12 protein-coding genes and 1 tRNA gene are annotated in these 16,732 nt (G+C 51.3%); 5 read left to right on the forward strand and 8 right to left on the reverse strand.

The window, feature by feature from the left end; translation table 11 throughout:
• Positions 1–16: 16 nt before the first annotated feature.
• Positions 17–727 (reverse strand): arylesterase, encoded by a 711-nt coding sequence (locus tag ACYVK4_RS08005; protein ID WP_461126971.1) that lies wholly within the window; start codon positions 725–727, stop codon positions 17–19.
• A gap of 109 nt (positions 728–836) precedes the next feature.
• On the opposite strand from ACYVK4_RS08005, the gene ACYVK4_RS08010 reads away from it, so the two are divergent.
• The 3 genes from ACYVK4_RS08010 (at position 837) to ACYVK4_RS08020 (ending at position 5,179) form a co-directional block, all read left to right on the forward strand.
• Positions 837–1,538 (forward strand): ABC transporter ATP-binding protein, encoded by a 702-nt coding sequence (locus ACYVK4_RS08010; protein WP_461126972.1) that lies wholly within the window; start codon positions 837–839, stop codon positions 1,536–1,538.
• Positions 1,539–1,618: 80 nt separating this feature from the next.
• Complete coding sequence (locus ACYVK4_RS08015) at positions 1,619–4,207, forward strand: ABC transporter permease (RefSeq protein WP_461127504.1); 2,589 nt, start codon at positions 1,619–1,621, stop codon at positions 4,205–4,207.
• 279 nt (positions 4,208–4,486) lie between these two features.
• Positions 4,487–5,179, forward strand: coding sequence for a class I SAM-dependent methyltransferase (locus ACYVK4_RS08020; protein ID WP_461126973.1), 693 nt, complete (start codon positions 4,487–4,489; stop codon positions 5,177–5,179).
• 65 nt (positions 5,180–5,244) lie between these two features.
• Here ACYVK4_RS08020 and ACYVK4_RS08025 read toward each other — a convergent pair whose 3' ends face one another.
• From ACYVK4_RS08025 to ACYVK4_RS08045, 5 genes are all read right to left on the reverse strand, one after another.
• Positions 5,245–5,865, reverse strand: coding sequence for an ABC transporter ATP-binding protein (locus tag ACYVK4_RS08025; protein ID WP_461126974.1), 621 nt, complete (start codon positions 5,863–5,865; stop codon positions 5,245–5,247).
• A 169-nt stretch (positions 5,866–6,034) separates the two neighbouring features.
• On the reverse strand, positions 6,035–6,832 hold the full coding sequence (gene lpxA / locus ACYVK4_RS08030; protein WP_461126975.1) for an acyl-ACP--UDP-N-acetylglucosamine O-acyltransferase: 798 nt from the start codon (positions 6,830–6,832) through the stop codon (positions 6,035–6,037).
• Positions 6,833–6,931: 99 nt separating this feature from the next.
• Positions 6,932–8,326: a bifunctional UDP-3-O-[3-hydroxymyristoyl] N-acetylglucosamine deacetylase/3-hydroxyacyl-ACP dehydratase gene (locus tag ACYVK4_RS08035; RefSeq protein ID WP_461126976.1), complete on the reverse strand. Its 1,395-nt coding sequence runs from the start codon at positions 8,324–8,326 to the stop codon at positions 6,932–6,934.
• 136 nt (positions 8,327–8,462) lie between these two features.
• Positions 8,463–9,491 (reverse strand): UDP-3-O-(3-hydroxymyristoyl)glucosamine N-acyltransferase, encoded by a 1,029-nt coding sequence (lpxD, locus tag ACYVK4_RS08040; protein ID WP_461126977.1) that lies wholly within the window; start codon positions 9,489–9,491, stop codon positions 8,463–8,465.
• 156 nt (positions 9,492–9,647) lie between these two features.
• The gene (locus tag ACYVK4_RS08045; protein ID WP_461126978.1) at positions 9,648–10,913 is read right to left on the reverse strand and encodes an HD domain-containing protein; all 1,266 of its coding nucleotides are present in this window, start codon (positions 10,911–10,913) and stop codon (positions 9,648–9,650) included.
• A 125-nt stretch (positions 10,914–11,038) separates the two neighbouring features.
• On the opposite strand from ACYVK4_RS08045, the gene ACYVK4_RS08050 reads away from it, so the two are divergent.
• A tRNA-Ile gene (locus ACYVK4_RS08050) sits at positions 11,039–11,115 on the forward strand.
• A gap of 141 nt (positions 11,116–11,256) precedes the next feature.
• Here the strand turns inward: ACYVK4_RS08050 and ACYVK4_RS08055 are convergent.
• On the reverse strand, positions 11,257–11,709 hold the full coding sequence (locus tag ACYVK4_RS08055) for a phage tail protein (protein ID WP_461126979.1): 453 nt from the start codon (positions 11,707–11,709) through the stop codon (positions 11,257–11,259).
• 854 nt (positions 11,710–12,563) lie between these two features.
• Positions 12,564–12,761: a hypothetical protein gene (locus ACYVK4_RS08060; RefSeq protein WP_461126980.1), complete on the reverse strand. Its 198-nt coding sequence runs from the start codon at positions 12,759–12,761 to the stop codon at positions 12,564–12,566.
• Between the two features lie 421 nt (positions 12,762–13,182).
• Between ACYVK4_RS08060 and ACYVK4_RS08065 the strand changes: the two genes are divergently transcribed.
• On the forward strand, positions 13,183–16,710 hold the full coding sequence (locus tag ACYVK4_RS08065) for a PAS domain S-box protein (protein ID WP_461126981.1): 3,528 nt from the start codon (positions 13,183–13,185) through the stop codon (positions 16,708–16,710).
• Positions 16,711–16,732 lie beyond the last annotated feature (22 nt).

Below are 16,732 nucleotides of genomic sequence, written 5' to 3' on the forward strand. Positions count from 1 at the left end.
CCCGCGCTGCATAAGCTTACTTCAAAATCGGCCGGATCACTTGCCATACCGTGTTGGCCACAATCTTATGCCCGGCAGGCGTTGGATGAATACCATCGGGCTGGTTCAGCTTACGGATTCCTCCCACGTTTTCGAGCAGAAACGGAATCAGAACGGCTTTGTTCTTATCGGCCAGTTCCTTAAACAGCCCCCGAAACTCTTTGGTATAGCTGGCACCCATATTGGGCGGAATCTGCATACCGGCCAGAACGATAGTAGCCTCCGGGCTCTTCTGCCGAACGGTATCCATAATAGCCTGAAGGTTTTTTCGGGTGTCGGCCAGCGGAAGGCCCCGAAGGCCATCGTTTCCGCCCAGTTCCAGTACAAACACCGCCACGGGTTTACGCAATACCCACGCAATGCGGCTTTTACCCCCGGCAGTCGTTTCGCCACTCAAACCCGCATTCACAACGGTGTAGTTCAACCCGGCTGAATCGAGCTTTTGCCCGATCAGCGCCGGGAAGGCCTGCGATGGCTCTACACCATAGCCGGCCGTAAGGCTGTTGCCATAGAACAGGATGGTTTTCTTTTGGGCCGGACTCGCTGGCGTTGACTCCGCCTGTTCGGCAGCCGGTGCTTTTGTGGTGGTCGTTTTGGTATCAGTTGCGCCACAGCCCCAGACCGTTAAGACCAACAACAACCCGCTTATCACAGAATAAGGCGTTTTACTATATAGGCAGAACTTCATAAAGAATACATCAGTTAATTAAACGCAAAGGACGCTCCAATTACGTTGCGCTCGTTGCGTTATCCCCCGTCTTTGCGTTTAAAAAGTCGCAACAACCCTTTTTTGTTCCATGAGTATTCTTCGCGTCGAAAATCTTACGAAAACCTATTCGAGTGGGGGTCGTGACCTGACCGTTCTGCATGGCGTCAACTTCACCCTCGAACCAGGCGATACATTTTCTATAGTTGGTCCTTCGGGCAGCGGCAAAACGACCCTGCTGGGTTTGTGTGCCGGGCTGGACCGGGCTTCGTCGGGCAGTGTGTACCTGAACGACGTTCGGCTGGATACACTCAACGAAGATCAGCGGGCCGCCATCCGAAATCAGTATGTCGGCTTTATCTTTCAGAATTTCCAGCTCCTGCCCACGCTTACCGCCCTCGAAAACGTGATGGTACCGCTCGAACTCCGTGGCGAAAAGGGAGCGGCCAAAGCGGCCCAGGCACTGCTGGAACGCGTGGGCTTGGGTCAGCGCGGGCACCACTACCCTACCCAGCTGTCGGGTGGTGAGCAGCAGCGGGTTTCGCTGGCCCGAGCCTTCGCCAACCGGCCCAAACTGCTCTTCGCCGATGAGCCCACGGGTAACCTCGACGGCGAAACCAGCGCCACCGTCGTCGACCTGCTTTTTGAACTGAACCGCGAAGCCGGTACAACCCTCGTCCTCGTTACCCACGATCTCGAACTGGCCGCCCGCACCCAGCGGGTCATCCGAATCAAAGGTGGAACGGTCGTTTCTGATACCAAAGAGCGAAAGAGTGAAAGTGTGAAAGAGTGACAACACTCACACTATTTCACCACCTTGGCAAATCGCTCTTTCACTCTTTCGCTCTTTAAATTATGTCCTGGCTTTTCAGAATGGCCTGGCGCGATAGCCGCCGGAGCCGACAGCGCTTACTTCTTTTCATGTCGGCCATTGTGCTGGGCATTGCGGCTTTGGTCGCCATCAACTCCTTCGGCGACAACCTGGCCCGGAGTATTGATGAGCAGGCCCGCGAGTTACTCGGCGCGGATTTGGTGCTGTCGAGTAACGAGCCCAATAAAGAGAAGCTTATTTACCCGCTTCTGGGTAAAGTTGTCTCTGCTCCGGCTCAGAAGAATGCCGATAAGAAAACACCCATTAACGATGCTTACGAATACACAAATGAAATTTCGTTTGCGTCCATGGTTTCGTTCCCCAAAAATCAGGGAGTAAGGCTGGCCCAGGTTAAAAACTTAAGTCCGGGTAGTTATGCTTTCGCTAACAGCTATCCGTATTATGGCGAATGGCAGATTGTTCCGCAGTCAGCCGAAAAGCTCTGGCGGGATAAGTTCAATAGTCTTCCCAAGCAGCCCTATGCGCTGGTTGATGACGCGCTCATGAATCAGTTTGGGGCACAGGTAGGAGACTCTATACAAGTGGGGGGCATTTCCTATAAGATCATCGGTCGCGTACTGAAAACCCCGGGTCAATCGGCGGTGACGTCGACAGTAGCGCCAACCGTCTTTCTGCCGTTTGTATCGGAAAGCTTACTGCAGCGTGGCAGTAGAGTCAGTTATAAATACTATTTCCGATTTGATCAGGGCACCGATGTTGAGAAGATACTCAAGCAGATCGGCCCTAAACTAGAAAAAGCCGGGCTTAATTACGATACCGTTGCCGCCCGCAAACGACAGACCGGCCGCTCCTTTGCCGACCTCACCAAGTACATGAGTCTGGTGGCATTTGTGGCCTTATTGCTGGGCTGTGTGGGCGTTGCCAGTGCGGTTCAACTATATGTAAAAGAGAAAGTGACGTCGGTAGCTATTCTGCGGACGCTCGGAGCCAGCGGTCGTCAGGCTTTCCTGATCTACCTCATCCAGACCGCCCTCATGGGTTTGCTTGGTGCCATCATCGGCGCGTTGGCCGGCTCGGTTGTGCAGTTGATCCTGCCGCGCGTATTCGGGAATTTCCTGCCTATCACGGTTGAAACAACATTATCGGCCCCGGCCATTCTGGGCGGCATTGGAACAGGGTTGCTCATTTCCGTCCTGTTTGCCCTGCTCCCCCTGCTGGCCATACGGAACGTGTCGCCCCTGCGAACATTACGTAACTCTTACGAAGACGACCTGAGTAATCGGGACCCGCTTCGGTGGCTGGTGTATTTGCTGGTTGTCGGCTTCATTATCGGTTTTGCGTATTGGCAAACGCGCAACTTCATGCTGGCCATTGGGTTCACTGGTGGCCTGGCGCTGGCGTTTGGTATCCTGACGGCTCTGGGACTGGGCCTGATCTGGCTGGTACGTCGCTTCTTTCCGGTATCGTGGAGTTATATCTGGCGGCAAAGTCTGGCGAATTTGTATCGCCCCAACAACCAGACGCTTATTCTCGTCACGTCCATCGGTCTGGGCGCGTTCCTGATCGCAACCCTTTATCTCACACAGGGACTTTTGCTGGGCCGGGTGGAATTATCATCGAGTGGAAACCAGCCCAATATGGTGCTGTTCGACATTCAGAATGAGCAGATCGCGGGTATCCGATCGCTGGTAAAAACGCAGAAGCTCCCTGTACTGCAGGAAGTTCCGGTGGTAACCATGCGGCTTACGAACATTAACGGAAGCACCGACCTTACCCCTAAGAATCCTAAAGATACGACCGCCAGAACGCCCAAATGGGCCTTCACCCGTGAGTACCGCGTTACTTACCGCGACACGCTGATTTCGTCTGAAAAATTAGCTTCGGGCAAAGCACCGTATCAGGCCGACGGAGCTATTTATGTATCAGTTGAGAAAGATTTTCTGGATCGGATGCACGTGAAGCTTGGCGATACACTCAATTTTAACGTGCAGGGGGCACCCATACAAACCATTGTCGGCGGCACCCGCGAGGTGGAATGGAACCGGGTACAGACCAACTTTCTGGTCGTCTTTCCGTCAGGAGTACTGGAGCAGGCTCCGCAGTTTCACGTGTTGATGACCCGTGTTCCCAACAACCAGACATCGGCGCTGCTGCAACGTGCGCTGGTGAGCCGGTTTCCTAACGTATCGGCCATCGATCTGGGCCTTATTCTGAAAACGGTGGACGACATTCTCGGGCAAATCTCCTTTGTGATTCAGTTCATGGCCCTGTTCAGTATTCTAACGGGGCTGCTCGTTTTAGCCAGTTCGGTGGTAATCAGCAAATATCAGCGGCTTCGGGAGAGCGTGCTGCTCCGGACCCTGGGAGCCAGCCGCGCCCAGATTCTACGCATCACGGCACTGGAATACGGCTTGCTGGGCTTACTGGCTTCGTTATCGGGTATATTGCTGTCGGTCGTGGGTACATGGGCACTGGCCCATTTTGTGTTCGAAGTCCCTTACCGGCCCGATGCCCTTCCGTTGCTGGTTGTAGCGGCCACGGTAACGGCTTTAACCGTGATCATCGGCGTGTTCAACAGCCGCGAGGTACTGGTCAGACCACCGCTGGACGTGTTGCGGGCGGAGGGGTAAGAGAAGGGGATCGCTTACGTTGGGATAGTAGTCGGAGTAAACCCCACCCCAACCCCTCCCCTAAAAAAAGGAGAGGGGCTAAAAGTGACTAGGCTGAGCTCATCCCCTTTTTTTAGGGGAGGGGTAATGTCTCAACCGCGTAGTTTCCCGTCACCCATCAGACCCCAATACGGGAATGTACGGCATTTTCAGAATCCGTACATTCTCGCTAAAATCCGGACCAGGGAGTAAGGAACTTTGCCTCATCGAAACTCGCAAAAATCCTTACTCTTTTTAATCATGGAACAGGCATTCTGGACGAAATCATGGGAATTAGAAGGCGCTTATACCAGCTTTCACCGCAAAGACGTCCACCCTTATCTGATCAAATATATTCCACCCTTTTCGCTCGAAGGCAAGTCGGTATTTGTTCCGCTCTGCGGCAAAAGCGTCGATATGATCTATTTCAGCCACTTTGCGCACCGGGTTGTGGGCGTCGAGATCGTTGAAAAAGCCATTCTCCAGTTCTTCGCCGAAAATCAGCGGGCATACAAACGGGTCGGCAATAAATTTATCTCGGGCAACATTACCATTTTCTGCGGTGATTTTTTCGATCTGACAGCCAAAGACCTGGGCACGATCGACATCGTGTATGACCGGGCCTCGCTGGTTGCTTTACCCGAGCCGATGCGGATGCGCTATTTGCAGACGCTGGAAAAAATGACGCCGGTAGGGGCATTGATGTTTCTCAACACGGTCGAATATGCACCATCGCTGCCAACGCCCCCGTTCAGCATTTCGCATAACGACGTGGTCAACTACTTCCCAAACTACGTGATTGACCACCTGGAGAGTCCGGTTTTGCCTAACCATGGTATGGTACGCAAGTTCAACCTGGACTTCCTGATCGAACACGGCTTTTTGATGCGGAAATTGTACGATTCACCCGTGCAGCTCGGTGCAGAGTCGATGATGAATGCCGCTCGTAGCTAACTGATGACCGGAAAATTGTGACGTCAGACGGGTAACTGCACGCGGTTATGTGCCTGGCGTCATACTCATTTCCACTGCATCACATCCAGTATATTGGGGCAGAAGTCATACTCCTCGGGTTGATTGGAGCCAATCAGAAGCAGCTGGTCGGAGCCGAGCTGGCGCACCTGCTCGTGATACCAGGCCGCCCCCTGCCGGTCGAGGTTGGAGGTGGGCTCGTCTAAGATAACGATGGGCGAATGGGAGAAAAATGCCAGACCGAGCTTAACCCGCTGCTTCATCCCGGATGAGAAATACTTGATCTCTTTATGGCGGGCATGTGTCAGGAGCAATCGGTCGGCAACGGCTTCGGGTGTAAGTTGATCCCGAAAGGGTTTAAACGTCTGGTGAAAAGTGAGCAGTTCATCCAGCGTCAGCTCCTCAACCAGTTCCAGATAGGGGGCGGCAATACTCACCTGCCGAAACCAGTTGTCAGGCTCAATGAGTTTACCGTCCTGTAAATAGGTCAGCGTTCCTTCTGTAGAGGGTAGATTTCCGGCCAGCAACTGTAGCAACGTCGATTTACCACTCCCATTTGGCCCAACAAACGTATAGCTGCTACCGGCGTTGAGCGTCAGACTGACCCGCCGAAAAATCCACTCCTTCCGGTATTTTTTACCGATTCCCTCGGCAGCGATTGTCAGCATTATTCGGTTGCCTGATGGTGCAAGGTCGGGCCACGTTGGCTTGGCCTTATGCCTTTTGTTTCCCGGTTTTGCACCGGTTTGCATAGCTGTGATGTTGCAACGTACCGGCCAGCGGCCGGAGCCTGAAAAGATACAGGGACAGAGGCATCGTCCGGCCCTGCACCCTCGCCTACTCCCGCTCTACGTTGCTGGTGGAGGGGCCTTTCATGATTCCCCGCTCCGACGACCGGATGAAATTCACAATTTCGTCGCGCTCATCCGATGGCGGTAGCTCAAGTTCGATCTGCGTCAGCGCATCAGCATTGTTGAGACCCCGCAGATAGATGTAGCGATAAATTTCCTGGATTTGGTTAATCTGCTCGTTGGTATATCCCCGCCGACGGATCCCCACCGAGTTGATACCAGCGTAGGTAAGCGGTTCGCGGGCAGCTTTCGAAAAGGGAGGCACATCCTTGCGAACCAGCGATCCGCCCGAAATAAAAGCGTGAGCACCGATGCGCGTAAACTGAAGGACCGAACTCGACCCGCCAATGATCGCCCAGTCACCCATATACACGTGGCCGGCCATCTGCACATTGTTTGTGATGATGCAGTAGTTACCAATGCGGCAGTCGTGCGCCACGTGCGCGTAGGCCATAATCAGGCAGTTCGACCCGATTTCCGTTTTCCAGTGTTCTTCCGTTCCCCGACTAATGGTCGCATACTCCCGAATGGTAGTATTGTCGCCAATGTAGGTTCGGGTGTATTCGTTATTGAATTTTAAATCCTGCGGTGTGGAGGAAATAACGGCTCCAGGATAAATTTTACAATTACGGCCAATTCGCGACCCTTCATTAATAACCGCATGCGAGCCGATCCACGATCCTTCGCCAATCTCCACATCTTTATGAATGATAGCAAAAGGCTCGATTACCACGTTCTGCGCGATTTTTGCTTCAGGGTGGATGTAAGCTAATGGTTGAATCATATCTTTTTAGTCGATAAGTCAGTAAGTCGATAAGTCAGTAAGTGGATCACGGAGAGCTTCTTTTACATCAGCCACTTACTGACTTACTGACTTACCGACTTATTTTTTCTTAACCAGGCTGGCGATCATGTCAGCTTCACACACCAGTTGATTGGCCACGTATCCACGACCCTGCATCTTCACTATACCGCGTTTCATGGGCGAGGTAAACTCACAGCGGAAGATTACGGTGTCGCCGGGCAATACGTTCCGCCGGAAACGGCAATTTTCAATACCGACCAGAAACGGCCAATAGTTCTCAGGGTCAGGCACGGTGCTCAGCACGAGGATACCACCCGTTTGTGCCATGGCTTCGAGCTGCATAACGCCCGGCATAACCGGATTTCCCGGAAAGTGACCCGGGAAATAAGGCTCGTTCATGGTTACGTTCTTGATCCCGACCACGCTGTTTTCGTCCAGAGCGATGATTTTGTCGATCATCTGGAACGGGTACCGGTGGGGCAGCAACTGAGAGATTCGATTAATATCAAGCACCGGCGGTTGGGTCGGGTCGTACTGAGGAACCTGATTTGCCGCGTTCTTCTGGATCAGTTTCTTGATTTTTTTGGCAAAGGCAACGTTGGCAGCATGGCCGGGGCGGGCTGCCAGAATCTGCGCTTTGATGGGTCGGCCAATCAGGGCCAGATCGCCCACCATGTCCAGCAGTTTATGGCGTGCCATTTCATTTGGGTAGTGCAGCTGAATGTTGTTCAGAATACCCTCCTGCTTGTTTACGCTCACCTTCGGCTTCTTGAGCAGATCAGCCAGATAATCCAGCTCCCCATCTCTTACCTCCCGATCAACAATAACGATGGCGTTGGTCAGATCGCCCCCTTTTATCAGGTTCTGGCGGAAGAGCGCTTCCAGTTCATGCAGAAACACAAACGTGCGGCAGCTGGCAATCTGTTCGGGGAACTGACTTATATCGTTCAGGTAGGCGTGCTGGCTGCTGATAACCCGGGAGTTATAATCGACCATCACCGTCAGGCGATAGTCGTTCAGGGGCAGGGCAGCCAGTTCAATATCTTTTTCGGGGTTGCGGTAATGAACCGATTCCGTGACCTCAAAATAGTTACGGGTGGCGTTCTGCTCTTCGATCCCGGCATCGCGCAGGGCGTTGATAAACTGAATCGACGACCCATCCATGATAGGAGGCTCGGGGCCGTCCAGTTGAATCAGCACGTTATCCAGCTGCAAGCCAACCAAAGCGGCCAGTGTATGCTCAACGGTGTGAATCCGGGCACCACTCTGCTCGATGGTCGTTCCCCGCGAGAGGTCCACCACATTATCAACGTCGGCATCCACAATGGGCTGTCCCGGCAGGTCGATGCGCTGGAATTTATAACCGTGATTCGTTGGGGCGGGCAGAAAGGTCATCGTTGCCGACACACCTGTGTGTAAACCTACGCCCGATACCGATACGGATTTTTGAATCGTCTGTTGTTTAGTATTCATTCGTTTTCACCGGGTCGCCGGCGCGATTTACAGTCTATGGTTTACGGTTCAGGATTTATGATGCATGGTTGCCGGTTGTTTCCGCGTCAGCCGACCATACATCATAGACCTCGACCTGAAAACTATACACTATAAACTATTTTTCGTTTTTCTTTTCCAGTTTGCTTACCCGTTGTTCCAGAGCTGGTAATTTCCGGAAAATGGCCTGTGAGCGCATGTTGTCACGCATTAAAAAGGCGTGGGAGCCATTGAGCGATATACCCTCTTCTTCCACATTTTTACCCACTCCCGACTGCGCACCCACTTTGGTGCCGTTGGCAATGGTTAAATGACCGGCAAAGCCAACCTGCCCGGCAATAACGCAGTTTTCACCGAGTTTTGTCGAACCGGCCACCCCCGTCTGGGCCGCAATGACCGTATTTCGGCCAATATCGACGTTGTGTCCGATCTGAATCAGGTTATCCAGCTTTACCCCTTTCCGGATAATGGTTGATCCCATGGTGGCGCAATCGATCGTGGTTCCGGAGCCGACATTCACAAAGTCTTCCAGAATAACATTACCGAGTTGGGGGATGGTTTTGTAGGTACCATCGGGCTGTGGAGCGAACCCAAACCCTTCACTGCCAATGACGGCGTTTGGGTGGATAACGCACTGCTGCCCGATAACGCAGTTGTCCAGCACGCGGGCACCCGGATGAATGATTGTATTATCGCCGATGCGAACGTTGTTACCAACATAGGCATGCGGGTATATTTTAACATTCTGCCCGATCTGGCAATTCTTACCGATATACGAGAAAGCACCCCGGTAAATCTGATCACCGCACTGGCTGCCTTCGCCAACATACGAAGGCTGTTCGACGCCAACGCGCGCAAAACTTAATTGCCGGTAGTATTCTTCCAGCAGTTGAGTGAAGGCAGAGTAGGAATTTTCTACAAAAATCAAGGCTGGCGAAACCGGCTTTTTAGGCTGAAAAGACCGGTCAACAATCACCGCCGATGCCTGAGTCGTATACAGAAACGGTTCATACTTGAGATTCGACAGAAACGAAATATCGCCTGGCTTCCCTTCTTCTATCTTGGCTAATCCCTTGATTGCCAGTGCATCATTTCCGGCGATTTCGCCCCCCAGCAGCGTGGCAATCTGCTTGACTGTAAACTCCATATACGTATGACTACCGTCGCAAAGCACTCATTTTTTGCGATCGATTGGGCCGCTAAGGTAACTAACAAATTGCATTTTTCGGATAAAACCGCCCGGAAATAGTTAGGAAGCCCCTTGTTCCTCTACCCTCCCGGACTGGCAACCCGGCAACTTTATTCACTTGCTGTTTATTGGTTGACTTATTCCGTTCAACTCTTTGGCCCAGCAGACATAGTACCGCCGAACAATATTGGTCAGCACCTGGATATTCGACAGGTCCGATGCATCAGCAATATCGATGACCTTCCCATTTTTCAGCTTAATACTGATCCGGTCTTCCGAAGGCAGGTAGGCCGCATTGGTGGCCTGCCCTTCCACCAGAAAATAACTGAGCATTTCATCGGGTAATCCCAGCCGATGGAGCTGATTTTCGAGTTCGGTTAGTAATTCACCCGCAAAAGGCTCCGTCGACAGCATGATTTTAAACAGTTTCCGGTCCAGCATCATCTGGCAAAGTGTTGACAGCACAAAATCGGCGTGCAACGCCCATTCTTTAATGCAGGCCCACACATCAAAATCATCCAGCCGGGTAAAAGCATTGAGGTATGTATGATTGGTGCGAAAGTCGCTTAGCGAAATGTCCTCTTGCAGAAACAAACGAAATACAGTCGGAGCAAAGACAGGCTCTCCACCCGGCTGACGGAGCAGAAACCGCGCCCGACGCAAAATCTGGATGAGCATGGACTCGGCGCAGATCGATGTTTTGTGCAGATACACCTGCCAGTACATCAGCCGACGGGCATTCAGGAAATTTTCGACACTCAGTATACCTTTTGCTTCGACAACCAGTTGGTCATCGGCCAGGTCGAGCATTTTGATGATTCGTTCGGCACCGATAGCCCCTTCGGCCACACCCGTATAATAGCCGTCGCGGTTGAGGTAGTCCATCCGGTCCATATCGAGCTGGCTCGAAATAAGCTGGTGAAAAAACGGTCGCTCGTAGGTTCCTTCAAACATCCGGATGGCCAATGACAGGGCACCGTTAAACTGACCATTCATTTCATGCATCAGGAGCAGCGAGATTTCTTCGTGGGGCACATTTTCCAGCAAACAGCACTCCAGTACGTGTGAGAATGGGCCGTGGCCAACGTCGTGCAGCAGGATGGCGATCTGAGCGGCTTCGCACTCGTCACTACTAATGGAATGTCCTTTGCTTTGCAGCGTACTCATGGCCTGTCCCATCAAGTGCATAGCCCCTAAAGCGTGGTGAAAACGGGTATGCAGCGCACCCGGATACACATATTCGGATAAGCCTAACTGCTTGATGCGCCGAAGTCGCTGAAAATACGGGTGTTCGACCAGGTCAAAAAGCAGCTCGGTCGGAATCGTGATAAACCCATAAACGGGATCGTTGAGAATTTTCTTTTTGTTAGGCGCTGACATTCAGCAAAGATACCGGACAGGATTCCAGGATTAGCAGGATTCCGAAGTGAAAAACCGGTTAAATCTGCATTCCTGTCAAAAAATTTGTAAATTTGCATGCTGATTCAGAGCAATCGTTCAGCAACGGGCTTGTAACTCAGTTGGTTAGAGTGCCTGACTCATAATCAGTAAGTCCCTGGTTCGAGTCCAGGCTGGCCCACCAGATAATCAGCCGCTTAGCAGACATGTTAAGCGGCTTTTTTTATGTAGTCCGTAGGCTTCTGAAGTCCATCGTCAGAATCCGAATTTTCCAGCCCGAGCGATATAGCCTAATGATATCCAGCTGCCAGGTAGGTAGTCGTGGCTAGCTGTTTTTGAAGACAAGTGTTTCGTAGGCAATTTCTACACTTTCAATGGCAATTTCATTGCCGTCTGACTTCAGGTCGGTTCCTGAAATTTTGACCGGGAAAGCATTGGTCAATGTCCAGACCATAACCTCAGCACCACCCTCATCCATAAGGCTGATGACCACCTTTTCCCGTTTTGTGGCGTTCAATTTGATGGTTCTGTACCAGGTCCAGAACTTGTTGTCTGTTGCAAAGACGCCTTTCTTCAACGTGATATTTGCGGATTGGGCAATACCCGGCATCCTGGTGGTTGAAAATGCCTTACTGTTGCCCGCCTGGTATTCCACGATCTGGGTCTCGCTAACGAGACCCGTTACTTCCTCAAATGGAATTTCTCCCAGATCACTCAATGTTACTTTGAAGTAAAATTGCGGTAAGGACCCTACAGCATCCTGTTTTTCGCCGGTCATGATCGCGTCGATTTACATCTTGTGTGAACAGGTTTATGACGTTTGCATCTGCTACCGGAACGTGAGCATACTGAATTCGGCCAGATGTTGGTTATTCGTTAAACGAGTTGCTGGCAAACCAGTCCTTAACCCTTTCTTCAAGGTACCAAATCTCGGCGTTTATCTTTTTCTGTACTGTCAGCTTTGGGACATTTTCTGTCGGGTTTGGGCCATCTGGAGCGACAAGAAACTCCCCTCGTCATTAAACGTCTTAGCCGACTCTATTCAAGCAATTAACCTGGATTCGCGTTAAGCCCCTACCGTGACTAAGAGACAACTGTTGAAATAAATGACTAACCATCAGACAATTGAATAGCCTAACCTCCACAAGGGGGGAATGGCAGAATTCTGTGTAGGCTACTCCAGGGTGAAGTACTCCCTACCGAGCTGATCGTTTTTTTATAATTTCCGGTTAATGTGTCGGCTATCCTCATAGCAACTACCTTTTTGATTGGCTCCCGCTTTGCAGTTCGTGGCGAATACTTTCTGATGATCAGCGTTAAAGCATCGGGGTAATACTATCTGACCGATGTGAGGGGGAGTGAAATTTAACTCTGTTTTTTGGGTGTATAGTAACAAGCTCACCTTACCCTTCCAATCTGCTCAATACAGCAGTCGGGACTCGGCTACGCCAACTGATTAGTCACCATCCGAACGGTCGCTGCTGTGCGTTGCCGCCACACGAGCGGTTCAATCCGTAACGCTTACGGACACGGGCCGACGATCGGACTGGTTATAAGCGCACTGATTTGTGCCATTGGTACACCTGGTTTGGATAGCCAAAGCGCCATTAAGTGCGCAGCCGAAGAAGCAGGTCAGGCGCAAATGCGAACCCGCGCCAGGCGGATATCCGACCGCTTCAACTGTCGCTGCATTTCCGTAAAAACCCAGTCGATGGCTTCATCAGGATCATTAGCGGCAACACGTATATCTTCGTCCAGACGAATATTATGCTTCATCTCATCCAGTACATCAAACACAACCCGGATTAACTGTTTCTTTCTAGTAGCCATGGTACTTATTTAAAAGCCTAAAAATAATACCTATCTACTACAGTTGTATTATATATAGCAAAATAATATTATATACTTACACAAAGGACTCCTTGTAGTGACTCATTGATCCGAATTCACCCAACTCAGAAGAATTATCATTATCAATCGACCAGTGTAAGCGCAAAAAAGAACAGGCATAAAAAAATAAGCTTTTGAGAAGCCAAATGCTTTATTTATATTTACATATTACAATATCCAAAAACTCTATATTTGTATTTTATTAAATCAATATATTAAACAATACTACTCAACCTACCTCACTATTTATTAATTGCTATTGATTACCTGGCATTCTCCTGTTGTGATGTAGTTATACAACGGTTAAGATGGCAGCTAATACATAGAAATTTACCGGCGAGACCGGTTAGTCCTCTTTTTCATGAATAGTCAATTACCGACGTTACAGCTAATTGGGTTTACCCAATTACCAGCGGGTTTGCGTCCTGTATTTCTTTTTTTACCCCTATTGGATGCCAACGGGCGACTGATTGACTTACGGCTTGATGGCGCCTACTCCGCCACCGCTCCTGCAGCAGACAGTTACTTTTCTGATTGGATTGAGGCCTCTGCCACGCACAGTTTGGCTCCTGTCTGGCAGGCTCTCGAAGAAGGCACGGTCAGTTATCTGCATTGCCGATTAGCAACCGGTCAACCCGGACATCTAACGATTACCCCCCTCCAGGGACGGTTTCTGGTCGAGTTCACGGAAGACTATCGTTCGCCCGAGGGAGCCACCCACCATCAACTGGGTACTATACAGGGGAACAACCCAAAACGAGATCAGGGTGAGGTATTACCCGCTTTTCTTTCCCATACGTCGCCACAAGCGCCCCCCGCCAGTCGGGTCGATGAGGCATGGCTCCCAGCCATCGTGGAGCATACACCCGTTGGACTGGTGCTGCTGGAACCCATCCGGCAGGGGAGTCGCATCATCGATTTTACGTTTCTATTCACAAACCCGGCTCATGCTGCCATGACCGGCTTTAGCCAGAACCAGCTCAAAAGTCAGACGTTCAGGTCAGCTTTTCCAGGGGCAGCAGAGGCCGGTTTGTTCGACCGGCTGGCGAAGGTATGCGAAACGGGTGTTCCTGAAAAGTACCAGAAGCAGGTTGAGCATGATGGCATTCCCCTCTGGGGTGAGTTTGCCCTAACCCGGGCGGGCGCCAATGTGCTGTTCAGCGTCATGGACATTTCACCTATTAAACAGGCGAAGACGGAACTTCGGGAAAAGAATCAGGCATTGGAAAAACAGGTAGCTGAGCGAACGCTGCAAATGCAGGAGCTATTCCGCCTACAGAACACCATTCTCAATCACGCTGGTCAGGCCATACTCGCCACCAATGAGCATGGCGTTATTCATACCGCCAATCCGGCCTGCGAAACCTTGCTGGGCTATACTACGCAGGAACTCAATGGAATGGCCGTTCATTTCAGAAATAATCCGAATAATGACTCCTGCCCATTAATCTCGTTTACCGGCTATGATCCATCTGAGCCGCTCGATCCGTTTTTCGAGTCCCTTTTGGCGAATCAGGAGTACACGCAGCAGGAATGTCTGGTTAAGCTTAAACTGGACAGAGAGCTCCCGGTTCTGCTGACCGTTAGCCGGTTGGTCAGCGAGGCAGGCACAACCATTGGCTACGTAGGCATTGCCACCGATATTTCGGCCCTGAAAATAGCAGAGGCCCGACTTCAGGAAAAGAACCGGATGCTGAAAACGTTTTTTGATGAAGCCCTGGATATGCATAGTATCTCCAACAGCCAGGGGCAGTTTTCGGAAGTCAATTATGCCTTTCATCAGGGGCTGGGCTACTCCGCCGACGAGCTCATCGCCATCCCATTTCTATATCTGATCCATCCCGATGAGCAGAAAGACGTTTACCTGAACCTGCTCAAGGATATTCTTCAACAGCCGGTTCGCCATCAGGTAAACCGGTTCCGAAAAAAAGACGGTACCTACCGCATCTTTGAATGGAATGCCATTGGCATTGAACAGCTGGTGTATGGATCGGCCCGCGACATTACCGAACGGGAACAGGCAGAAGGGCAGCTTCGGGCACTGCATGAGCGGCTTCAGATGGCCACCCAGGGTATGGATCAGGGCATTTGGGAAGTGGACCTTCAAACAGGTCAAATTATCTGGGATGAGTGCCTGTGGGAGTTAAACGGCCTGCCGAAACCCGTACGGGAGCTGACTTACGAAGAGTACCTTAACACCATTCATCCGGAGGATCGGGCCACGTTTCAGAGTAACAGCCGAACCCAGTTAGCCAATAGCCCGGGGCCGCTTGCCCATATCTACCGAATTCTTCGGCCGGATGGCGTGGTGCGGTACATGGAAACAAACGGCCGGATCATTCGCAACGACAGCGGTCAACCCATCCGCCTGATCGGGGTGGCCGGCGACATAACCCAGCGACAACTAATTGAGCACTCCCTCCGGGCCAGTGAGCAGCGCTATCGATCGCTCGTAAATCACCTCGAAATTGTTGTCTTTCAAACCGATTCCCGGGGATGTTGGTCGTACCTTAACCCGGCCTGGGAAGCCATTACGGGCTTTAGTATTGAGGAGTCTCTAGGTTGTTCATTTATTGACTCTATTCTGCCGGAAGACAGACCCATCATTCAGTCCGACATGGTGCAATTCAGGACAGATGAGCAAACCCTGATTCGCTACGTGATTCGATACATGCACAAAGTGGACGGGTATCGCTGGGTCGATATTTATGCGCAGGTTCAATGGGATGAGCATCATAAGCTGGTAGGCGTTACCGGCACACTAACCGATATTACCAAACGCAAAGAGGCCGAAGAAGCCCTGCTGGAGAGCGAGCAGCGCTTTCGGGAAATTGCCGAAAACGTGGACGAGATCTTCTGGGTAAGGGCTATCAATGAACCCCGATTTTTATATATAAACCGAGCCTTCGAAACGTTTACGGGCATGAGTGCTCAGGAATTATATCAGAGTTCGTTTAAGTTCCTTGACTTTGTCCTGGACGAAGACCGGGGCACGCTACAGGACGCTTTTCTTAGCAATGTACCCGGCAATTCGTACCGGTTCAGGGCCCGCCACCAGGATGGCAGTCTTCGCTGGCTCAGTGCGCGCGTGTTCAGCATCCACGACGAAAGAGGGGAGCTGATCCGTCGGCTTGGCGTGGCGACTGATATCACTACGGCCATCGAGAAAGAACAGATTCTGGAAGAGTCACTGGCCCGCGAACGGCGCGTGAATATCCTTAAATCGCAGTTTGTCACCACGGCTTCCCATGAATTCCGCACGCCTTTGTCAGGCATCAGCTCCAGCGTCGAGCTGGTTCAGCTGTACCTGAACCGGCCAGATGTCTCGAAAAGCATTCCACACATAAAAAAGCATCTGGATAATGTGCTGGCAAAAGTTTATTCGCTAACCGAACTGATCAGCGACACGCTGACTGTCAGCAAAATCGAGGAAGGGAAAATTGCGGTGCATATGGCCGCAACGGATCTGGTCGCCCTTTGTCAGTCGCTGATCGCCACGACCTTCAACGACCGCAGCGACAGGCGGCAGGTGGAATTAACCATTCTCGGCGACGACAGTTGGGTCATGGCCGATAAGAAGTTGCTGACTCATGTGTTAACCAATCTGCTGGGAAATGCTTTCAAGTTTTCCACCAAAAACCCCCGTCTAACCATTCAGTACGAGAAATACCGCGTGTCGCTGGCCGTAACGGATGAAGGCATTGGCATACCTGACAATGAACTTCCTTTCCTGTTCGATAAATTTTACCGGGCCAGCAACGCTGTTAATTTTCCGGGTACCGGCCTGGGTCTGGCTATTTGTCAGGAATACATTGCCTTACAGCAGGGTGTCCTTACCGTTTGCAGCACCCAGGGAGTCGGGACCACTTTTACGGTAACGTTTCAATAACCAGCGGAAACGTCTACCTTAC

This window comes from Spirosoma aerophilum (assembly GCF_054782495.1).